Raw genomic sequence first — 21,033 nt, 5'->3', positions numbered from 1 at the left:
CTGCGACTGACCGCTGCCGGTTTCACAGCCGGTCACTGGTGAAACGCCCGGCACTTCGCACGAGTGCCGAACACACCTCACCCGTTGGAGTGAATCCAGGTCAGCCGTGCCGGGCCATGAACGCCCTGGCCTCCGCCTCGCCGATCTCGTACACCGTCTCATGCGCCCGTGGATCGCGCGCATGGAAGGTGTGGAACATCGGGCTCGCCGGACCGCCCAGCTCCACCAGCGAGGCCGACGCCCCGCGCACCGCCCGCTCCCCGCCGGGTGCCACGGTCAGGTCTACCCGGTTGACCACCCCGGGCGTCACCCAGACCGGCACCGACTCCAGCAGCCCGAAGAGCTGGGTGTGGTAGTGGCCGGTCAGGATCACCCGCACGTCGGCGCCCCGGACCACGGCCGCCAGGTCGCCGGGATCGCGCAGCCCGAAGAGCTGCTGCATCGGCGACATCTCCAGGGCGACGGGCGGGTGGTGCAAGGCAAGGACCGTGCCGTGCTCGGCCGGGGTGCGCAGCACCTCGCGCAGCCACTCCAGCTGGGGCGCGCCGAGGCGGCCGTGGACCTTGCCCGGTACGAGGGAGTCCAGGGTGACGAAGCGCAGGCCGCCGACCGTGCTGACCGCGGCCCGCTCGGCCGAGTCGAAGGAGAGTTCGGCGCGGTCGGTGCCGTCGGCGTTCAGATGCCCGCTGCCCAGCACCTTGGCGAAGGCCTCGCGCTCGTCGTGGTTGCCGGTGGTGCACAGGACCGGGATGTTCCGGTCCCGCGCGAAGGCGCCGATCAGTGTGCGCAGGGCGGTGTACGCCTCCACCGCGCCGTCGTCGGCGAGGTCGCCGGTGACGACGACCGCGTCGAGGCCTTGGAGATGGCGGAGTTCGTCGAGCATCAGCCGCAGCGACGCGGTGGCGTTGACGCCCCGCGCGTTGGGGGCGTCGGTGCGGTCCAGGTGGGTGTCGGAGAGATGCAGGATCCTCATCTTCCGCAGGTTAGGGGCGGTCGCGGATGCGGGCCAGGGAAAGGACCGTCAGCGGGCCGGGCGCCACATGCCGGTCACGGTCCCGCCGCCCGGCATGGTGATCCCGGCGCACGGGGTGAAGCCGACGCTCTCGTACCGGCGGTTGTTGGCGGGGTTGGTCGACTCCAGATAGGCGGCCGCGCCCACGGCGTCGAGCCGGGTCAGGGTGTCGGACAGGAGGGCCATGCCGAGTCCCTTGCCCCGGTGGTCGGCACGGGTGCCGAGGATGGTCAGGTGGAAGAAGGGTTCGTCGGGGTGGGCCGCCCCGAAGCTCGCCTCGGCCGCCTCGACCGCACGCGCCACTCCGGCTCCCGCGACCCGCTCCATCAGCCTGGGCCGCTCCCGCTCCTCCTCCTCGGTCAGCTCGACGCCGCCCGCCGGGATCCACACGGCCACCGCCTCCGCGCCCGGCGTCACGAATGTCCACGGGTAGCGCAGCGCCGAGGTGGCGTAGACCCGCCACAGCACCGCCGCCTGCTCGGCCCGCCGGCTCTCGTCGGGGAAGACCGGACCCCACACCGGGTCGTGGAAGAAGGCACTGGTGAGGGTGGTCACGATGGCGTCGAGATCGGCGGGGGTGGCCAGGCGGAAGGCGTCGCTCATGGGGTCGAAGGTAACCGGGAAGGCCCAGGCCGAGAAGTGGCCTGTCCGCGTGGCAGGGACGGGGACGACGGCACCCGCGGCCGTCACAAGCACATAACGAAGTACGCGCGCCAAGTGGGTTGACCCGCACCCCCCTTGAGACGTTCGGGCAGGTCAGCGCCGCGCCTTGGGACCGCTCCCGGGAGATGCACTCACAGGTTCCTGACGTCCCATACCTCAACAGTGAGCCGCCGACCGGAGAGCCGAGCCGTGACGAGACACGCGAGACACGCGGGACACGCGACCCGTGCGACGGGCGAGCGCCGATGAGCGGCCTGCTCAGGCAGTTGCGCGTCTCGCTGCTGATCACCCTCGGGATGTCCGCCTTCACCGCGGCGGGGGACCTGCTGGACGGCCTGGTGCACGGCGACTTCCTCGCGACCCTGGGCGACCGGGCCTCGGAGGTGGTCATCGTCTTCACCCTCGTCGCCCTCGTCCACTCCGCGATCTACGGCGTGATGCACGTCGGGCGCCCCGAGACGCGCGAGGTGCGGGGCGTCTGGGCCGGGGTGGGGGTGCTGATGGTGCTCGACGTGGTCCCGCTGTTCACGACGGGACATGTCGTACTGGCCCTCATCCCCCTGCTGGCCACCGTCGGCGGCTGGGCCCTCGGTGAACACACGGGCGTGACGGCGGACGCCGCGCCCTGGGGCGCCCTGCTCTTCGGCCTCCTGTCGCTGCCGGTGCAGCTTGTGGTCGCCGTGGTCATGAGCATCGCGGGGTGGCTGTGACCGTCTCCGCGGACACCGCCGCCGCGTGGGCCACCCTGCTGACACTCGCGGGTCTGCCCGCGATCGGCTACGCGCTCTTCACCAGGCTCACCGGCCGGGGGCGCGGAGACGCCGCCCCCTGGCGGGTTCAGGACGATCCCACGACCTGGGTCGGGGCGGGTGCGGCGGTCGCGGGCCATGTGCTGGCCGTGGTCGCCGTGGTCGGGGAGTGGGGCAGGGTGTTCGGTTTCCTGACGACGGCGTACATGGGCGGTTGCGTCGCCGGCGCGTTCGTCTATACGTACGACACCTGGGTGCGCGGGGGTGAGCAGCGCCGGAGCGCCCTGCGCCCCGTGCTCCTGCTCGTGGTGCCCTACGCGGTCGCCCTCGGGTTCTTCGGCCGCATCGCCGGCTGACCCGAGGGCGGACCGGACGCGGTCAGCTCAGGGTCTTCAGCGCCGCCCCGTCGAACGGCTTCAGTTCGTCCGCCCGGCCGGCGAGGACCTTCGCCGCCCACTCCGGGTCCTGGAGCAGCGCGCGGCCGACGGCGACCATGTCGTACTCCTCGCGCTCCAGGCTGTCGAGGAGGTCGTCGATGCCCTTGGTCCCGGAGCCCTCGCCGACGAAGGCCTTGAGGAACTCGCCGTCGAGGCCGACCGAGCCGACGGTGATGGTGGGCCTCCCGGTGAGCTTCTTGGTCCAGCCGGCCAGGTTGAGGTCGGAGCCCTCGAACTCGGGGAGCCAGTAGCGGCGGGTGGAGGCGTGGAAGACGTCGACACCGGCGGCGGCCAGCGGGGTGAGGATCGCTTCCAGCTCCTCCGGGGTCTCCGCGAGGCGGGCGTCGTAGTTGTCGGACTTCCACTGCGAGTAGCGGAAGATGACGGGGAACTCCGGGGAGACCGAGTCGCGTACGGCGGCCACGATCTCCGCCGCGAACTTCGTGCGGGCGACCGGGTCGCCGCCGTACGCGTCGGTGCGGCGGTTGGTGCCCGCCCACAGGAACTGGTCGAGCAGGTAGCCATGGGCGCCGTGCAGCTCGACGCCGTCGAAGCCGATGCGCTCGGCGGCGGCCGCGGCCTCGGCGAACGCGCGGATCACGTCGTCCAGGTCCTGCTGGGTCATGGCCCTGCCCTCGCCCTCGGTGCCGTCCAGGCGGACGCCGGAGGGGCCGACGGCGGGGGCGTCCGCGAACGGCGGCTGGCCCTGCTGGCGGACCATGCCGATGTGCCACAGCTGCGGGACGATCGTGCCGCCGGCCGCGTGCACGCCCTCGGCGACCTTCGCCCAGCCCGCCAGCTGCTCCTCGCCGTGGAACCGCGGGACGCGGCTGCTGCCTCCGGCCGAGTCGTGGCCGACGTACGTCCCCTCGGTGACGATCAGCCCGACACCGGCGGCGGCCCGGCGCGAGTAGTACGAGACCACGTCCTCGCCGGGGACGCCGCCGGGGCTGAACTGGCGGGTCATCGGCGCCATCACGATCCGGTTGGGGACCGTGAGCCCGTTCAGGGCGATGGGGCGGGAGAGGATCTCGGCCGCGCGGGAGGCGGGGGGCGTGGTGACGGTCACGTGGGGGGCTCCTCGTGAGTAGGTCGAGTACCTGGGGTGGTGGCACCCGAGTTCGTAGACCGAACGGTATGTGCACACGCATCGAGTGCGCATCCGTGCACAACGATCTGTCCGGACGCGCACATTCCCGCTCCGACGCCGAAGCCGTGTGACCCCCGCCACGAAGCGCCGCCCTACCGGGTGGCGGCCCCACCGGCGCCCTGCGAGCATCTGCAGATGCTGACGCTCGCCGACGATCTCGGCCACCTTTCCTATGTCGTCGACGGTGACGGGCCGCCGGTCGTGCTCGTGCACGCCGGAGTGGCGGATCACCGCATGTGGGACGCGGTCGTGCCCGCCCTCTCGGCCCGGCACACGGTCGTCCGGTACGACCTGCGCGGTTTCGGCGAGTCCGCGCCCCCGACCGGGCCGTTCGACGAGACCGACGACCTGCGGCGCCTCCTGGACCACCTCGGCCTCGAACGGGTCCGGCTGGTGGGCGCGTCCTGGGGCGGCCGGGTGGCCGTGGAGTTCACGCTCGCCCAGCCGGACCGGGTGCACTCCCTGGCACTGTTCGCCCCGCCCTGGCCGGGATACGACTGGTCCGCGGAGATGGTCGCGTACGACGAGGCGGAGACGGCCGCCCTGGCCGCGGGCGACCTGGACACCGCGGTCCAGGTCAACCTGGACATGTGGCTGCGCGGGCCGGCCCGCGGGTGGCACGACGTCGCCGCCGGACTCGCCGACGAACTCCGCGGCCCGCTGCGGACGTCGCTGGTGAACCAGGACGTTGTGGGCAGGCACTCCCAGGGCACCACGGCCGGTGACATCACCGCCGTCTCCGTCCCCACCCTGGTGGGGATCGGCGGGCTCGACACCGCCGACTTCCGGGACATCGCCCGCCGGTACGCCGCCGGAATCCCGGACGCCACCCTCGTCGAGTTCGCCGCCGCCGGACACCTCGTCGCACTGGACACACCCCTCGAACTCACCGCGGCGCTGGGGCCGTTCCTCGCGCGCTAGGCGCCGGCCGGCGGATCAAGTCGCTGGAAAGCAGCGGTAGCCGTCTCTGAGGGAGGGCGTGCCAGACCCCGCGTCTGCGGCAGGATCCACCGGACCGCCCCCGGCACAACGGCCGAAGCCCGCCGGGCACAGCGAAGGGCGGCACCCCCTGTCGAACAGGAAGTGCCGCCCTCGGTGCTGCGTCAGAACATCCGAGCCTCAGGCTCAGAAGTCCATGTCACCGCCCGGCATGCCGCCCGGAGCGGCCGCGGCGGCCTTCTCCGGCTTGTCGGCGATGACGGCCTCGGTGGTGAGGAACAGCGCGGCGATGGAGGCGGCGTTCTGCAGGGCAGAGCGGGTCACCTTCGCCGGGTCGATGATGCCCTCGGCGACCAGGTCGACGTACTCGCCGGTCGCGGCGTTGAGGCCGTGACCCGGGGTGAGGTTGCGGACCTTCTCCACCACGACGCCGCCCTCGAGGCCGGCGTTGACGGCGATCTGCTTCAGCGGGGCCTCGAGGGCGAGCTTCACGGCCTGCGCGCCGGTCGCCTCGTCACCCTCAAGCTCCAGCTTCTCGAAGACCTGGGAGGCCTGCAGCAGGGCCACGCCACCACCGGCGACGATGCCCTCCTCGACGGCCGCCTTCGCGTTGCGAACGGCGTCCTCGATGCGGTGCTTGCGCTCCTTGAGCTCGACCTCGGTCGCGGCACCGGCCTTGATGACGGCGACGCCACCGGCGAGCTTCGCCAGGCGCTCCTGGAGCTTCTCGCGGTCGTAGTCCGAGTCGGACTGCTCGATCTCGGCGCGGATCTGGTTGACCCGGCCCTGGACCTGCTCGGTGGAGCCGGCGCCGTCGACGATGGTGGTCTCGTCCTTGGTGATGACCACCTTACGGGCGCGGCCCAGCAGGTCGAGGGTCGTGTTCTCCAGCTTGAGACCGACCTCCTCGGAGATGACCTCGCCACCGGTGAGGATGGCGATGTCGTTCAGCATCGCCTTGCGGCGGTCGCCGAAGCCCGGGGCCTTGACGGCGACGGACTTGAAGGTGCCGCGGATCTTGTTGACGACCAGGGTCGACAGGGCCTCGCCCTCGACGTCCTCGGCGATGATCAGCAGCGGCTTGCCCGACTGCATGACCTTCTCCAGGAGCGGGAGCAGGTCCTTGACGGAGCCGATCTTCGAGTTGGCGATCAGGATGTACGGGTCGTCGAGGGACGCCTCCATACGCTCCATGTCGGTGGCGAAGTACGCCGAGATGTAGCCCTTGTCGAAGCGCATACCCTCGGTGAGCTCCAGCTCCAGACCGAAGGTCTGGGACTCCTCGACGGTGATGACGCCTTCCTTGCCGACCTTGTCCATGGCCTCGGCGATGAGCTCGCCGATCTGGGTGTCGGCGGCGGAGATGGAGGCCGTGGAGGCGATCTGCTCCTTGGTCTCGACGTCCTTCGCCTGCTCAAGCAGCGCACCGGAGACCGCCTCGACGGCCTTCTCGATACCGCGCTTCAGGGCCATCGGGTTGGCGCCGGCGGCCACGTTGCGCAGGCCCTCGCGGACCAGGGCCTGGGCGAGAACGGTCGCGGTGGTCGTACCGTCACCGGCGACGTCGTCCGTCTTCTTGGCGACTTCCTTGACCAGCTCGGCGCCGATCTTCTCGTACGGGTCCTCCAGCTCGATCTCCTTGGCGATGGACACACCATCGTTGGTGATCGTGGGGGCGCCCCACTTCTTCTCAAGGACGACGTTGCGGCCCTTGGGGCCGAGGGTGACCTTGACGGCGTCGGCGAGCTGGTTCATACCGCGCTCAAGGCCGCGCCGCGCCTCCTCGTCGAACGCGATGATCTTGGCCATGTGAAGTGGTCCCTCCAGGACTGGGGGTGAGTCTTCGGACCGCGCCCGCGCCCGCGACGGACGGCTCGCCGACCCGTGGGTTCCTTGCCCCACCCGGCCTGCGGGCCTCACCGACCCGGTCCTTCGTTGTCACTCTCACCTTCAGAGTGCTAACGCCAATGATTAGCACTCGCCCATGCCGAGTGCAAGCGCCTCCCGGGGATCGGCCCCCGGAGTCAGGCCCTTGCGGGCATGCGCCGGGCATGCCGAAGGGCCCGTGCCCCGGGAGGCACGAGCCCTTCGAAGAAGTACAGAAGAACGTCGCTGTCAGTCGGCGCGTGCTTCAGCCGGTCGCCAGCCGGACCATGTCCGCCTGCGGCCCCTTCTGGCCCTGCGAGATCTCGAAATCGACCCGCTGACCCTCTTCCAGGGTGCGGTAGCCGTCCATCTGAATCGCGCTGTAGTGGACGAAAACATCCGCACCACCGTCGACCGCGATGAAGCCGTACCCCTTCTCCGCGTTGAACCACTTGACGGTGCCCTGAGCCATGCCTAACTCCCCTATTACTGGCCCTTGCACAGATCCACACTTCGCGGATCCGGGTCAGACCTCACCCCCCATTGGTTGGGGGCGTGCGCCGGAACGCGTCGACCGCGGCTGAATGTATCTGTCCAACTGCCGTCTGCAACAGGTCAATCGGACGAGAATTCTGGACGGAAGGGGTCCGGAATGTAGCAAGAATTCGGCCGAATTCAGGGCAAGTCGGGCCCCGTAAAGGCCACAAAAGCCGCATATAACCCGCACACTTTGGCTACTTCTTGTCGGGCTCGCGGTATCGAATACAGGGCTCCCGACCTGGAGATCGGGACCGCTTTCCCCAACTGTACCGCGCTCAACCACACAGAATTGCCCCCTCCGCTTCTCTCACGGAGGGGGCAATCAGATGAACAGTCGGTGATCGGCGTTACCGAAGGTAATGTTCGGTCATTCGATCAGCCTGTCAAGCAGGTCGGCAGGTCAGCCGCCCGCGACGGCCGGGATGATGGAGACGCCGGCCCCGTCCGGGGTGGCGGTCTCCAGGCCCTGCTCGAAGCGGACGTCGTCGTCGTTGACGTACACGTTGACGAACCGGCGCAGCTTGCCCTGGTCGTCGAGAACCCGCGCGGAGATCCCGGTGTGGTTCTTCTCCAGGTCCGAGATGACCTCGCCGAGAGTGGCGCCCTCGGCGGCGACTTCGGCCTGACCACCGGTGTAGGTGCGCAGGATGGTGGGGATGCGAACGGTGACGCTCACGTTTTTACCTCCGGTCTGGGCAACGCCCTATTTCTCGGGGGACTCAGGCGAGCCCGGCCTCGCGGAAAGACTCCAGATTCGGGCGAATGGTCGCGGTGAGTCCAGTCCCCGCCACTGCGTCCAGCGTCTTCAGCCCATCACCGGTGTTGAGTACAACGACCGACTTCGCCGGATCAATCAACCCATTCTCAATGAGCTTTTTGGTGACTCCAACCGTCACCCCGCCGGCGGTTTCCGCGAAGATTCCCTCGGTCCGCGCGAGCAGCTTGATGGCGTCGACGACCTGCTCGTCGGTGACGTCCTCCACCGCGCCGCCGGTGCGCCGCGCGATGTCGAGGACGTACGGCCCGTCGGCCGGGTTGCCGATGGCGAGGGACTTGGCGATGGTGTTCGGCTTCTGCGGGCGGACCACGTCGTGGCCCTCCTTGTAGGCCACCGACACCGGCGAGCACCCCTCGGCCTGGGCACCGAAGATCTTGTACGGCTTGTCCTCGACGAGCCCGAGCTTGATCAGCTCCTGCAGACCCTTGTCGATCTTCGTGAGCTGCGAGCCGGAGGCGATCGGGATGACCAGCTGGTCCGGGATCTCCCAGCCGAGCTGCTCGCAGATCTCGTACGCCAGGGTCTTGGAGCCCTCCGCGTAGTACGGCCGCAGGTTGACGTTGACGAAGCCCCAGCCCTCGCCGGCCGAGTCGCCGATCAGCTCGGAGCAGAAACGGTTCACGTCGTCGTAGTTGCCCTCGATGCCGACGAGCTCGCCACCGTAGATCGCGGCCATGACGACCTTGCCCTGCTCCAGGTCGTGCGGGATGAACACGCAGGAGCGGAAGCCGGCCCGGGCGGCGGCGGCGCCGACCGCGCCGGCCAGGTTGCCGGTGGAGGAGCAGGAGAGGGTGGTGTAGCCGAAGGCGCGGGCGGCCTCGACGGCCTGGGCGACGACGCGGTCCTTGAAGGAGTGCGTCGGGTTGCCGGAGTCGTCCTTCACGTACAGCCCGCCGGTCACCCCGAGCTCACGGGCCAGGTTGTCGGCCTTGACGAGCTTGGTCCAGCCGGGGTTGATGTTCGGCTTGGTCGCCACGTCCGCGGGGACGGGCAGCAGTGGCGCGTAGCGCCAGATGTTCGCGGGACCCGCTTCGATCCGCTTCCGCAGCTCCTCGGTGTCGTACGCCGAGAAGTCGTACGCGATCTCCAGCGGGCCGAAACACTCCTCGCAGGCGAACACCGGGCCGAGCGGCACGCGGTGACCGCACTCGCGGCAGCTGAGGGCTGCGGCGGGGCCGAGGTCGACGGTGGAATCCGTGGTGCTTGCAACAGTCTGCACAGCCATGTGAGGCGAGGCCCTTTCTCCTCATCTTCCTCACGACGCATCTCGCCGTGAGACGGATTTGGCACCTTCCCTAGTCGGGAGCCTCGCGGACGATCGACACTGATCGGCGATCTACGAGAACCGACTGGAGGGTTGCCGGGGCTTCAACGGGCCGTATCCCTCTGCCCCTCTGGATGAGCGGTATGCGGTTGTCGACGCCGGGTGACCCCAGGACATGCGATGGTCATCGGCGTTGTTCAAGACTGTAACCGAAGGCCAGGACAGTTGAGAGAGTCGTCCGTAACGCGAGATGGATCACACGTCGTCGTGTGGCCGTGACAGTGAGGAGCCGCTGACCGTGCTGGAAGAAGTCGAGCGCTGGCTGGCCACCCGCTCCTGGTCCGTATCCGATCGTCCGCTGCACCGGATCATGGCCGCCAAACGGTCCTCCGGGCAGACGGTCAGCGTCGTGCTGCCCGCGCTCAACGAGGAGGAGACCGTCGGCGACATCGTCGCGATCATCCGCCACGACCTCATGCAGCAGGTGCCGCTCGTCGACGAGATCGTGGTCGTCGACTCCGGCTCCACCGACCGCACGGCGGCCGTCGCCGCGGCGGCCGGCGCCCGCGTCGTGCACCGCGACGCGATCCTGCCCCGCATCCCCGCCGTACCCGGCAAGGGCGAGGTCCTCTGGCGCTCCCTCCTGGTCACCACCGGGGACATCGTCTGCTTCGTCGACGCCGACCTGCGGGAGTTCTCCTCCGACTTCGTCACCGGCATCGTCGGCCCGCTCCTCACCGACCCGGACGTGGACCTGGTCAAGGCGATGTACGACCGCCCGCTCGGCGGCGCCGCCGGACAGGGCGGCCGGGTCACCGAGCTGATGGCCCGTCCGCTGCTGAACATGCACTGGCCCCAGCTGGCCGGCTTCGTCCAGCCGCTCGGCGGCGAGTACGCGGCCCGCCGCTCGCTGCTGGAACAGCTCCCCTTCCCGGTCGGCTACGGCGTGGAGCTGGGCATGCTGGTCGACGCCCTGCACCTGGTCGGCCTCGACGCCCTCGCCCAGGTCGACGTCGGCGTCCGCAAGCACCGCCACCAGGACGGCCAGGCCCTCGGCCGGATGTCCGCCGCGATCTACCGCACGGCCCAGCTCCGGCTGGCCCGCGGCCACCTGATCCGCCCCTCCCTCACCCAGTTCGAACGGGGCGAGGACGGCTTCGAACCGCGCACGTACTCGGTGGACACGGAGGAACGGCCGCCGATGGTGGAGATCACGGAGTACGCCGAGCGCAAGGTGGCGTGACTTCGCCGTACGGCCGTATACGGCGGCGCGTCGGGCGCGGCCGTACGTTTGAGCGTTTACGGGCCGGGCTAGGTTGTGGCGTATGTCTTCCCCCATGGCTTCCACCGGCGGTGCCGAGGTGCTGGTCGCCTCGAACCGCGGCCCGGTCTCGTACGAGCTGCGCGAAGACGGTTCGCTGCACGCCAAACGGGGCGGCGGCGGGCTGGTCTCAGGGCTGTCGGCCATCGGGTCGGACGCGAACGCGGTGTGGGTGTGCGCGGCACTGGGCGACGGTGACCGGGAGGCGGTGCGGCGGGCCGAGGGCGGCAGGCTGCCGGCCGGGGAGACCGGCGGGCAGCAGGTCCGGATGCTCGACATCGACGCGGACGTCTTCGCCGACGCGTACAACGGCATCGCGAACTCGGTCCTCTGGTTCGTCCACCACATGCTCTACCAGACCCCGCTGGAGCCGGTCTTCGACGCGGAGTTCCGGCGGCAGTGGGGTTCGTACCAGGCCTACAACCGCGCCTTCGCACAAGCGCTGGCGCAGGAGGCGGGCCAGGGGGCGGTGGTGGTCATCCAGGACTACCACCTGGCACTGGCCCCGCGGATGCTCCGCCGGCTCCGCCCCGACCTGCGCATCGGCCACTTCTCCCACACCCCCTGGGCACCGCCGGACTACTTCCGGCTCCTGCCCGACGACATCGCGGCGGAGCTGCTGAGCGGGATCCTGGGCGCCGATCACGCGGCGTTCCTGACGCGGCGGTGGGCGGACGCGTTCGTCGACTGCTGTCATGCGGTGCTGGGCCCGGGGATCCCGGCCGCCGATCCGTCGTCCGGCGGGACCCGGATCGGGGTGCACGGGCTGGGTGCCGACGCGGACTTCCTGCGGAAGCGGTCGCACGAGCCGGACGTCGGCGAGCGGATGGCCGCTCTTCGGGAGGAGATCGGGGAAGGGCGGAAGACGATCGTCCGGGTCGACCGGACGGAACTGTCGAAGAACATCGTGCGGGGGCTGCTGGCGTACCGGCAGCTGCTCGACGACCGTCCCGAGTGGCGAGAGCGGGTGGTGCACGTCGCGTTCGCGTACCCGTCGCGGCAGGACCTCGCCGTCTACCGGGACTACACGGCGGAGGTGCAGCGGGTCGCGGACGAGATCAACGCCGCCTACGGGACGCCCGGTTGGACGCCGGTGGTCCTGCACGTCAAGGACGACTTCGCACGGTCGCTGGCGGCGTACCGGCTGGCCGACGTGGCGCTCGTCAACCCCATCCGGGACGGGATGAACCTGGTCGCCAAGGAGATTCCCGTGGTGTCGGACGAGGGGTGTGTGCTCGTGCTGTCGCGGGAGGCCGGGGCGTACGAGGAGCTGGGCGAGGACGCGGTGGTCGTGAACCCGTACGACATCGGAGGGACGGCCGACGCGTTGGCACTGGCGTTGGCCATGCCGGTGGAGGAGCGGGCGGAGCGGTGCAAGAGGCTGGCCGCGGCGGCTACGGCATTGCCGCCGGCGGCCTGGTTTCTTGAGCAGTTGGGGGCGTTGGGGGGGTAGGCCGAGATTCGGCTGCGGGCCGGTGGGGGCTGGTCGCGCAGTTCCCCGCGCCCCTTACGGGGCGCTCAATGCTGCCAGGCTTCTCAGCAGGCGTACTACCCCTTCCGGGCCCTCCACCACCAGGTCGGAACGGTCCGCCAACTCCGTGACCTCCTCGCTGCCGCTGCATACCGACAGGCCCGGGACGCCCTCCTCGCGGAGTTTCTCCACGGCGGCGAAGGCGGGGATGTCGCCCAGGTCGTCGCCGACGTAGAGGATCGCGCCGGCGTTGATGTGCCGTGCGTACTCGCGCAGGGCCACGCCCTTGTCCATGCCCGGGGGACGGAGTTCCAGGACGAGGCGGCCCGGTTCGACGATCAGGCCGTGCCGGGTGGCGAGGTCGGTGAGGGGGGCCCGGAGGGTTTCGAAGGTGGCCTGGGGGTCGGGGGCGCGGCGGGTGTGGACCGCGATCGCCCGGCCCTTCTCCTCGGTCCAGGTGCCGTGCACGGCTCCGGCGCGGTCGAGGAGTGCGGGGAGTTCGGCGCGGACGGCGGCGATGCCGGGGTGCGGGGGCGGGGCGGTGAGCTCGCCGGTCGCCGCGTCCCAGCGTTCGGCGCCGTAGTGGCCGAGGACGACGAGGTGTTCCAGGCCGGGTACGCCCGCGAAGCCGCCGTAGCGGACGGCCACCTCGGCCGGGCGGCCGGTGACGACGGCGACGGCGGCCACCTTCGGGGCGAGCGCGGCCAGCACCGGTACGGCATCCGGGTGGGCCCGCGCCTGCTCGGGGTCGGCGACGATCGGCGCGAGGGTGCCGTCGAAGTCGAGGCCGACGAGGGCGGAGCCGGGCTGCGCGAGGAGTGCGGCGAGGCCGTCACGCCCGGCGGCGGTGCGCGGCGTCGGGAGGGGTTCCGTGATGTGGGTTCCCATGCAGCCGACAGTATCCGAGCGCGCCCCTTCAGGGGCGCGGGGAACTGCGCGCCCAGCCCCCACCGGCCCGCACATCCGTCTCCACCGAACGGGGGCCGAAGGGGGCACAGCCCCCTGGAGGACGGGACGGGTAGGGGCGGCGGGGGCGCGAATCCCCGGCTCAGCGCTCCGAGCGGCGCGCCTCCCGTACCCGCCGCAGCCGGTTCACCGTCACCGGATCATGGGCCAGCGCCCGCTCGTCGTCCAGCAGAGCGTTCAGCAGCTGGTAGTAGCGCACCGGAGCCAGGTCCAGTTCCTCGCGGATCGCGCGTTCCTTCGCGCCGGGGCTCGCAAAGCCCCGGCGTTCGAGGGCGAGGACGGCCTGCTCGCGCTCGCCCAGTTCATGCCGGTCCATGGCGAGAACGGTAGCGCTCAGCCGGTCGCCGCCGCCGTACGGCTGTCCGCCGTCGCCGCCTCGGCCTGGATCCGGGTGAGGACGCCGGTCGGGTCGCCGGTCGGGCTCACCGCCGTACCGATCTGCTTCTTGATGTCGGCGCTGATCGCGGCCCAGGAGGTCTTGCCCGCGGGGTAGAGCTCCGAGGTGGGCAGCTGCTCCAGGAAGGGCCGCAGCTGCTTGTCCTCGGCCCGCGTGGAGTCCGTCATCGCCTGGGACGCGGAGGTGGTGACGGGCAGCAGGCCGTACTCGCGGGAGAAGGCGAGGACGTTCTTCTCGCTGTAGACGTAGTTCAGGAAGTCGCCGATCTGTTTGGCGTGGCCGTTCTGCTTGAACGCCGCCATCCAGTCGGCGACGCCCATGGACGCGGTGCTGGTGCTCTGGCCGGCGCGGGCCGGCATCGGGACCGCGCCGAACTTCACGCCCTTCTTCTCGGCCTGCTTGATCAGCGTGGGGTGGCCGTTGAGCATGCCGACCTGGCCGTCGGCGAAGGCGGTGAACGCGGCCGCGCGGTTCAGCTTGCCGGGGGCCACCGGGCCGGTCAGGCCCTTGCCGACCAGCTCGTCCTTGAGCCAGGTGAGGGTGTCGATGTTCTGCGAGGAGTCGATCGTGTACGTGCCGGTGTCGTCGGTGTAGCCGCTGCCGCCGCTGAGCAGCCACTGCATGGTCTCCGCCTGCGCCTCCTCGGGGCCGAGCGGCAGCGCGTACGGGTACTTCACACCGTCCGCCTTGAGCGACTTCGCGTCGGCCTCGAGCTCGTCCCAGGTGGTGGGCGCGGTGGTGATGCCGGCCTGGGAGAAGAGGGTCTTGTTGTAGAAGAGGACGCGCGTGGAGGCGGCGAAGGGTATGCCGTACTGCGCGTGGTTCCACTGGCCCGCCTCGGCGAGCTGGGAGGGGAAGTCGGCCTGGACCGGGATGGAGAGCAGGTCACCGGCCTCGTACAGCTTGCCGGCGGCCGCGTAGTCGGCGTACGCGCCGATCTGCGCCAGGTCGGGGGCCTTGCCGGCGGCGACCATGTCCTTGACCTTGCGGTCCACGTCGTTCCACGAGTAGACGGTGACGTCGACCTTCACGTCGGAGTGCTGCGCCTCGTACGCCGCGGCCAGCTTGTCCCAGTACTTCTGGGAGCTGTTGGCGGCGGAGTCTCCGTAGTCGGCGGCGACGAGTCTGAGGGTGACGTCCGAGGAGCCCGTCGTCCCGCACCCACCGAGGACCGCCGTCATGCCCGTTGCGGACACCACCGCGATCATTCCTGCCCTACGCCGCCGCACGTGTACTGCCCCTGTCTAACTGTCTCGCCGTTCAATATGTGGACCCATAAGGTCTACACCACGCAAGTGGACTAGACCTCTCCCGGGTAGACGGGCCACACTGTTCCCGTGAGACATGTCATCGCCCTGGACGTGGGCGGCACCGGAATGAAGGCCGCACTGGTCGGCCCGGACGGCGAGCTGCTCCACCGGGACCGCCGGGCGACCGGCCGGGACCGCGGCCCCGACGCCGTCGTCACCGCCATCCTCGACTTCGCCGCCGAGCTGCGGGCGTACGGCGAGCAGCACCTCGGCGAGCCGGGGTCCGCGGCCGGGCTCGCGGTCCCCGGAATCGTGGACGAGCGGGCCGGCGTCGCGGTCTACGCGGCCAACCTCGGCTGGCGCGACGTCCCGCTGCGCGCCCTCCTCGCCGACCGCCTCGGCATCCCGGTCGCCCTCGGCCACGACGTCCGCACCGGCGCCCTGGCCGAGGGCAGGCTCGGCGCGGGCCGGGGCGCGGACCGCTTCTTCTTCGTGGCCCTCGGCACCGGGATCGCGGGCGGCTTCGGCCTGGACGGCCGGGTGGAGTCGGGCGCGCACGGCTTCGCGGGCGAGATCGGCCACGTCGTCGTACGGCCGCAGGGTGCCCCCTGTCCGTGCGGGCAGCGCGGCTGTCTGGAGCGGTACGCGTCCGCGGCCGCGGTGAGCGAGGCGTGGGCGAAGGCCTGCGGCGACCCGGACGCGGACGCGGCGGACTGCGCGAAGGCCGTCACGTCCGGCGACCCGAACGCCGTCCGGGTGTGGGACGAGGCGGTGGCCGCCCTGGCCGACGGCCTGGTCACGGCCCTCACCCTGCTGGACCCACGCGTCCTCATCATCGGCGGCGGCCTGGCGGAGGCGGGAGACGTGCTGTTCGAGCCCCTGCGGGAGGCGGTGCAGCGCCGGGTGACGTTCCAGAAACTGCCGACGATCGTCCCGGCCGAACTGGGAGACACGGCCGGTTGTTTGGGGGCGGGCCTGCTCGCCCAGGACCTGTTGACGACGACCACTCCGGAGGTAACCCCCTGATGGCTGCGAAAGAGCCGCACTACAGCGCCCCTTCAGGGGCGCGGGGCAGTGTCCAACTTGCGGCTACCGCCGCGCGGGCGCGACCAGCCCCCACGGACCCGCAGCCCGCAGACCACGGACTGGTCCTCTCCGGTGCCCGGGTAGTCCTCCCCACCGGAGTAATCGAAAACGGCCGACTCGCAGTCGACGGCACGAAAATCGCCGCCGACGGTCCCGAGAACGCCCAGGTCATCGACCTCACCGGCCACTGGCTCCTGCCCGGCTTCGTCGACATCCACAACCACGGCGGCGGCGGAGCCTCCTTCAGCTCCGGCACCGCGGAGCAGATCCTCACCGGCGTCCACACGCACCGCACCCACGGCACGACCACCCTGGTCACCTCCACCGTCACCGACGACATGGACGTCCTGGTCCGCCAGGCCGGTCTCCTCTCCGAGCTCGCCGAGCAGGGCGACATCGCCGGCATCCACTTCGAGGGCCCGTTCATCTCCCCGTGCCGCAAGGGCGCCCACTCCGAGGCGCTGCTGCGGAACCCGGACCCGGCGGAGGTCCGCAAGCTGGTGGACGCGGCGCGCGGGCACGCGAAGATGGTCACGCTCGCCACCGAACTCCCCGGCGGCATCGAGTCGGTACGACTCCTCGCGGAACACGGCGTGATCGCGGCCGTCGGCCACACGGACGCGACGTACGAGCAGACCGTGGAGGCGATCGACGCGGGCGCCACGGTCGCCACCCACCTGTACAACGCGATGCCGCAGATCGGCCACCGCGCGCCCGGTCCGATCGCCGCGTTGCTCGAGGACGAGCGGGTGACGGTCGAGCTGATCAACGACGGCACGCACCTGCACCCGGCCGCGCTCCAGTTGGCCTTCCACCACGCGGGTCCGGACCGGGTCGCGTTCATCACGGACGCGATGGACGCGGCCGGCAGCGGTGACGGCCGCTTCCTCCTCGGCCCGCTGGAGGTCGAGGTCACCGACGGGGTGGCCCGGCTGGTGGACGGCGGTGCCATCGCGGGTTCCACGCTGACGCTGGACCGCGCGCTGCAGCGGGCGGTCACCGTCGACAGGCTCCCCGTCGAGCACGCCGTCGCCGCCCTGTCCGCCAACCCGGCGCGGCTGCTGGGCCTCTACGACCGCGTCGGCTCCCTGGAGCCCGGCAAGGACGCGGACCTGCTCGTTCTGGACGCGGACTTCACGCTGAAGGGCGTGATGCGCCGGGGTGCGTGGGTGATCGCACCCGAACTGTCCTGATCCATCCCCCTGTTGAGAGACGGCGACCCTAGGCCGGTCGCCGTCTCTTTGGCATGATCGAGGCCCCCCAACCGATGACACGGGCATACACGAGGGAGGTCGCCCGGTGATCCTCACCGTCACGCTGAACACCGCTCTGGACATCACCTACCGGGTCGGCGCCCTGCGCCCGCACACCTCGCACCGCGTCTCCGCCGTGACCGAACGGCCGGGCGGCAAGGGGGTGAACGTGGCCCGGGTACTGGCCGCGCTCGGGCACGAGACGACGGTGACCGGGCTGGCGGGCGGGGCCACCGGGCGGGCCGTGCGGGAGCACCTCGCGGAGACGCCGGGAGTGGTGGACGCGCTGCTGCCGGTCGCCGGGGCGACCCGCCGGACCATCGCCGTCGTGGACGAACTGACGGGTGACACGACCCAGTTGAACGAACCCGGCCCGCAGATAGCGCCCGCGGAGTGGGGTGCCTTCCTCGACCGCTACGAGGAACTGCTCACCGGCGCCTCGGCGGTGGCGCTGTGCGGCAGCCTGCCGCCCGGGGTTCCGGTAGGGGCGTACGCCGGGCTGATAAAGACCGCGCGGTCCGCCGCCGTCCCCGTCCTCCTCGACACCAGCGGAGAGCCACTGCGACGCGGGGTCGCGGCCCGCCCCGACCTGGTCAAGCCGAACGCCGACGAACTGGCCGAACTCACCGGCTCCCACGACCCGGCCCGCGCCACCCAGGACGCCCGCCGCCGCGGCGCCCGCGCGGTGGTCGCCTCCCTGGGCGCCCAGGGCCTGCTGGCGCTCACCCCGGAGGGTCGCTGGCGCGCCACCCCACCCACCCGAGAACACGGCAACCCGACCGGCGCAGGCGACTCGGCGGTCGCCGGCCTGCTGTCGGGCCTCGTCGAACACCTCCCCTGGCCGGACCGCCTGACCCGCGCGGTGGCCTTGTCGGCAGCGACGGTTCGGGCCGCGGCGGCGGGCGAGTTCGACCGGGGGACCTACGAGAAGCTGCTTGGCCGGGTTGCCGTAACCAGGGATGCCGGCGCGGCTTAACCAAGCAACTATGGCCGACATCCGTCGACAAAGACCAATTCTTAGAACATATGATCGCCAGCGACCAAAGATCTACCTGTCGCTAAGGGAATACATGCGTAAATCGTCGACCATCAGGCGACTCGCTGCTCTGTGCTTGGCCTCCATGGGACTCGTCGTCTCCTTGAGCTCTACCGCGTCGGCCGATCAAGCAGGCGTCTGGATGACCGATGGTCATTACTTCAACATCCGAAGCAACGCCAGCACCTCTTCGACCGTGGTCCACACGATTACTGACCCTAACGCCAGAGTTCCCTGCACTACGACCCCGTGCACGCGAGACAACAACGGCGGCTCATACACGTGCTGGTCGGGAGGCCCTTCCGGCAACGACTGGGTCAAGGTGAAGTGGGACGGTAAGACGGGTTGGGTAGCCATCCTCTGCGTCGAAGGCGGACGCATTTGAGCCACGGCGGCGACCGCCACGCACTGTTCGATAGCCGTCGGGCGCCAACTGCTCCGACGGCTATCGAACAGTGCGTGGCGGACCGCGTCGAGTGATCTGGCGGCGTCGGCAACGCGAAGTCGGTCGCTACTTAGTGAGGTAGAGCTGGTCCAGGACGGCGTTGCACTGGTTGCCGTCGTTGCAGGCGACGGCAATCGTGTTGGTGCCCTGGTTCAGGCTGACGTTGGCCCACGTGGTCTTCCAGCCCTTCTCCCAGTCGCCTGCGGGAGTGTTGCCGAAGTTCTTCATGTTCAGCGGCTGGGAGTTGGCCTCGCCGTTGACCAGCAGGGTCGCGTCGGCGTCCGAGCCGGGGACGCCATAGCGTACGTACAGCCTGTAGGTGCCGGCCTTTTGAATTCCGTCGACTGTCCAGGTGACCTTGGCCCCGACCTGGTTGAAGCCTGTCACGTAAATGCCGCCGTCGGCCTTGGCGCCCTTGAACTCGGAAGCCGTGGTGGTCCCGCCCTCCAGGCGCAGCGCCTTGGCATCTGTCTTCGGCAGTTCACCCGCGGCCGACACCGAACTCGTGCTGGACGGCGAAGGTGAAACGCTCTGCGACTGGTTCGGGGAGGTGGAGGCGCCGCTGCTCGCCTTGTCGTCGTCCCCGTTGCCGTTCATCATCGCGACGCTGATGCCGATGACGACGGCGGCGACGACCGCGACGGCGCCGATGAGGAGGCCCTTGGTGTTGGGGCCGCGGCCGCGGCCCGCGGGCGGCATCGGCGTGCGGGTGGTCGGGGCGCCGCCCGGGAAGGTCTCCGGGGCCTGGTAGGCCGCGTTCGGCTGCTGGCCGTAGCCGGCGCCGGGCTGCTGCGGGATGGTCTGGCCGCCGTACTGCGGCTGCGGTGCCTGCTGCTGGCCGCCGTACGTACGCTCGCCGACCGAGCGCACCCTGCTGACCTGATGCGGGTAGCCGTAGCCACCGGAGCCGGACGGCGGCTGGGCCCCTCTGGCCTGACCATCGGCATAGAGGTAGCCGAACGGGTCGTCGTCCTCGGGCGTGCTCGCGCCGTTGTCGGCGGACGTCATCGAACTCCTCCTGTGTAGACACCGGCGGCTCGGGCCGCGGGTTGGGCACTCCGCTCCTCTACGCGGACCGAATAGCCGTAGCCATCCGCACGCTGGAGCAGGCTTACATGCTGAGAGCCAATACCCTGTACAACGCCTCGTCGAGTGCGGATGTTGAAGCGCCCTGACGCTCGAACTGCGACTCGGCCCACATGCGTGCCGACCTTCTTCCCCGACGGCACGACGGCACGCACCAGATCACCTGTCTGAAACCCGTGATGGCTCTTGATCCTGGGCAGTGCCAGCCGTGGGAAGCCATACTTGTCGGTGCGGGTGCGCGCGTAGCCGCCACGTCCGGTAGCAGTTGCGACCAGTACATGCGACGGGTAGCGCGCGATGTGGCAGCCGGGTCCCATCTCGCCGACCGCCAGTGCGTCAAGCGCATGCGTCTTGCCCAGTCCGCACCGCGTCCGATTGTACTTGGTCATCCCCCCGGACCAACAGGAAACCGGGTGGCCGAGGTCGTGAAGCCGCTCAGCAAGCTGCCACCGTGTGGCATTCATCACTGCCGCATTACGCAAGGGAGCCTTGGCCTGCTGCTCAACATGTACGACAGCCTTAGGTCGCCCCTTCAAGAACTCCTCGACCGGCCGGGACGCCTTGGCCTGGTTGCAAGACTCACAGGACAACGTGAGGTTCGAGACACGGTTCGTGCCACCGCTGGACTTGGGCTGAATGTGCTCAACCTGCAAGGGGACGCCACTCCTACCGCAGTAGGCGCAACGCCGTCCCCACTTCTCAAGCAGGTAATTCCGCAGCTCATACCCAGCAAGCGTTCCCTGCTGGTACTCGACTCCGGTCAGCTCTCGCCCAGCCGACATCGCATGCGTATCAAAAGCGACCCGCTCGATGTGGACTTCGGTCAGCGGGGCAAGCCGTGAGAGACGCTCCACCTGCGACCAGGTTGTATCGACCCTGTGCTGCAACGACGGAGGCAACCAACCGCGACTCCGACGGCGGTTGTCGAAGCGCGGGGCGCGGTAGTGTGTGTTGGCCACCCGACGTCGCCTCCGGTGGCTTGCGCGCTGTTCCATGCTCGCCTTGATGGCAGGGCCCCGGTGCTGCAGTTCCACGGCATACAAACCCCGCCGAAGAACAGTGGCTTCACCACTGCCGACGGACGGGCGTGTGATGTCATCCGTCACTGCGATGCCCGTCACCTTCGACCCGGGATCGAGCCGAATAGCGACGCCACTCACCTCCGAGTCATTAAGGAGACGGTCCTTGATGCGGATGGTGAACGGTGTATACCTAGCTACCGCTGCCCGGCCCTTCCGCAGCAACTCACGAGCCCGTGCTGGATGGCAGGGCATCAAGGGGCGTCCCCTGCGGTCAAGTACGAACACCCTGGGGGCGCCCGCAC

At 70.1% G+C, this 21,033-nt stretch carries 20 protein-coding genes and 1 riboswitch; of the genes, 8 read left to right on the top strand and 12 right to left on the bottom strand.

Annotated features, from left to right (window positions below; genetic code table 11):
* Positions 1–100 precede the first annotated feature (100 nt).
* On the bottom strand, positions 101–973 hold the full coding sequence (locus ACZ4UV_RS34010) for a metallophosphoesterase family protein (protein WP_390042110.1): 873 nt from the start codon (positions 971–973) through the stop codon (positions 101–103).
* 48 nt (positions 974–1,021) lie between these two features.
* The gene (locus ACZ4UV_RS34005; protein ID WP_451018521.1) at positions 1,022–1,615 is read right to left on the bottom strand and encodes a GNAT family N-acetyltransferase; all 594 of its coding nucleotides are present in this window, start codon (positions 1,613–1,615) and stop codon (positions 1,022–1,024) included.
* A 305-nt stretch (positions 1,616–1,920) separates the two neighbouring features.
* Between ACZ4UV_RS34005 and ACZ4UV_RS34000 the strand changes: the two genes are divergently transcribed.
* Positions 1,921–2,385, top strand: a complete 465-nt coding sequence (locus tag ACZ4UV_RS34000) for a hypothetical protein (RefSeq protein ID WP_467843197.1) — start codon at positions 1,921–1,923, stop codon at positions 2,383–2,385.
* Positions 2,376–2,780, top strand: a complete 405-nt coding sequence (locus ACZ4UV_RS33995; RefSeq protein WP_451018523.1) for a hypothetical protein — start codon at positions 2,376–2,378, stop codon at positions 2,778–2,780. Before ACZ4UV_RS34000 ends, ACZ4UV_RS33995 begins: the two co-directional genes overlap by 10 nt.
* A 22-nt stretch (positions 2,781–2,802) precedes the next feature.
* Here the strand turns inward: ACZ4UV_RS33995 and ACZ4UV_RS33990 are convergent, their stop codons facing one another.
* Positions 2,803–3,930: an NADH:flavin oxidoreductase gene (locus ACZ4UV_RS33990; RefSeq protein WP_467843194.1), complete on the bottom strand. Its 1,128-nt coding sequence runs from the start codon at positions 3,928–3,930 to the stop codon at positions 2,803–2,805.
* Positions 3,931–4,146: 216 nt separating this feature from the next.
* Between ACZ4UV_RS33990 and ACZ4UV_RS33985 the strand changes: the two genes are divergently transcribed.
* The gene (locus ACZ4UV_RS33985; protein ID WP_467843192.1) at positions 4,147–4,932 is read left to right on the top strand and encodes an alpha/beta fold hydrolase; all 786 of its coding nucleotides are present in this window, start codon (positions 4,147–4,149) and stop codon (positions 4,930–4,932) included.
* A gap of 204 nt (positions 4,933–5,136) precedes the next feature.
* On the opposite strand, the gene groL is transcribed toward ACZ4UV_RS33985, so the two are convergent.
* The 4 genes from groL to thrC all read right to left on the bottom strand — a co-directional run bounded on the left by groL (position 5,137) and on the right by thrC (position 9,359).
* Positions 5,137–6,759 carry a chaperonin GroEL gene (gene groL / locus ACZ4UV_RS33980; RefSeq protein WP_294001208.1) on the bottom strand — a complete coding sequence of 541 codons (1,623 nt, stop codon included), beginning with the start codon at positions 6,757–6,759 and terminating at the stop codon, positions 5,137–5,139.
* A gap of 322 nt (positions 6,760–7,081) precedes the next feature.
* Positions 7,082–7,288 (bottom strand): cold-shock protein, encoded by a 207-nt coding sequence (locus ACZ4UV_RS33975; RefSeq protein ID WP_007493268.1) that lies wholly within the window; start codon positions 7,286–7,288, stop codon positions 7,082–7,084.
* Between the two features lie 468 nt (positions 7,289–7,756).
* Positions 7,757–8,032 carry a ubiquitin-like small modifier protein 1 gene (locus ACZ4UV_RS33970; RefSeq protein WP_294001193.1) on the bottom strand — a complete coding sequence of 92 codons (276 nt, stop codon included), beginning with the start codon at positions 8,030–8,032 and terminating at the stop codon, positions 7,757–7,759.
* A gap of 43 nt (positions 8,033–8,075) precedes the next feature.
* Positions 8,076–9,359: a threonine synthase gene (gene thrC, locus ACZ4UV_RS33965; RefSeq protein ID WP_390042123.1), complete on the bottom strand. Its 1,284-nt coding sequence runs from the start codon at positions 9,357–9,359 to the stop codon at positions 8,076–8,078.
* An 18-nt stretch (positions 9,360–9,377) separates the two neighbouring features.
* A riboswitch (SAM riboswitch) is annotated at positions 9,378–9,539 on the bottom strand.
* A gap of 157 nt (positions 9,540–9,696) precedes the next feature.
* Between thrC and ACZ4UV_RS33960 the strand changes: the two genes are divergently transcribed.
* Both ACZ4UV_RS33960 and ACZ4UV_RS33955 read left to right on the top strand, forming a co-directional pair.
* Positions 9,697–10,641 carry a glucosyl-3-phosphoglycerate synthase gene (locus ACZ4UV_RS33960; RefSeq protein WP_390042125.1) on the top strand — a complete coding sequence of 315 codons (945 nt, stop codon included), beginning with the start codon at positions 9,697–9,699 and terminating at the stop codon, positions 10,639–10,641.
* Positions 10,642–10,735: 94 nt separating this feature from the next.
* Entirely contained in the window at positions 10,736–12,172 is a 1,437-nt protein-coding gene (locus tag ACZ4UV_RS33955; RefSeq protein ID WP_467843188.1) for an alpha,alpha-trehalose-phosphate synthase (UDP-forming), read from the top strand.
* A 54-nt stretch (positions 12,173–12,226) separates the two neighbouring features.
* Here the strand turns inward: ACZ4UV_RS33955 and otsB are convergent, their stop codons facing one another.
* From otsB to ACZ4UV_RS33940, 3 genes are all read right to left on the bottom strand, one after another.
* A complete protein-coding gene (otsB, locus tag ACZ4UV_RS33950) occupies positions 12,227–13,078 on the bottom strand; it encodes a trehalose-phosphatase (RefSeq protein ID WP_467843186.1) in 852 nt (283 codons plus the stop codon).
* 160 nt (positions 13,079–13,238) lie between these two features.
* Complete coding sequence (locus ACZ4UV_RS33945) at positions 13,239–13,472, bottom strand: DUF3263 domain-containing protein (RefSeq protein WP_351484342.1); 234 nt, start codon at positions 13,470–13,472, stop codon at positions 13,239–13,241.
* 17 nt (positions 13,473–13,489) lie between these two features.
* A complete protein-coding gene (locus ACZ4UV_RS33940) occupies positions 13,490–14,761 on the bottom strand; it encodes an extracellular solute-binding protein (protein ID WP_467843871.1) in 1,272 nt (423 codons plus the stop codon).
* A 129-nt stretch (positions 14,762–14,890) separates the two neighbouring features.
* Between ACZ4UV_RS33940 and ACZ4UV_RS33935 the strand changes: the two genes are divergently transcribed.
* From ACZ4UV_RS33935 to ACZ4UV_RS33925, 3 genes are all read left to right on the top strand, one after another.
* A complete protein-coding gene (locus ACZ4UV_RS33935; protein ID WP_467843183.1) occupies positions 14,891–15,829 on the top strand; it encodes an ROK family protein in 939 nt (312 codons plus the stop codon).
* Entirely contained in the window at positions 15,829–17,082 is a 1,254-nt protein-coding gene (gene nagA, locus ACZ4UV_RS33930) for an N-acetylglucosamine-6-phosphate deacetylase (protein ID WP_467843180.1), read from the top strand. The genes ACZ4UV_RS33935 and nagA overlap by 1 nt, the downstream gene beginning before the upstream one ends.
* A 106-nt stretch (positions 17,083–17,188) precedes the next feature.
* Positions 17,189–18,118 (top strand): 1-phosphofructokinase family hexose kinase, encoded by a 930-nt coding sequence (locus ACZ4UV_RS33925; protein WP_451023379.1) that lies wholly within the window; start codon positions 17,189–17,191, stop codon positions 18,116–18,118.
* 571 nt (positions 18,119–18,689) lie between these two features.
* Here ACZ4UV_RS33925 and ACZ4UV_RS33920 read toward each other — a convergent pair.
* Both ACZ4UV_RS33920 and iscB read right to left on the bottom strand, forming a co-directional pair.
* Positions 18,690–19,631 carry a CBM35 domain-containing protein gene (locus ACZ4UV_RS33920; protein WP_467843177.1) on the bottom strand — a complete coding sequence of 314 codons (942 nt, stop codon included), beginning with the start codon at positions 19,629–19,631 and terminating at the stop codon, positions 18,690–18,692.
* Entirely contained in the window at positions 19,628–20,983 is a 1,356-nt protein-coding gene (iscB, locus tag ACZ4UV_RS33915) for an RNA-guided endonuclease IscB (RefSeq protein WP_467843868.1), read from the bottom strand. The genes ACZ4UV_RS33920 and iscB overlap by 4 nt, the downstream gene beginning before the upstream one ends.
* Positions 20,984–21,033 lie beyond the last annotated feature (50 nt).

Source organism: Streptomyces sp. NPDC028289 (assembly GCF_055565975.1).
The sequence above is the reverse complement of the archived record's forward strand: the minus strand, read 5'-3'. Positions and strand labels throughout refer to the sequence as shown.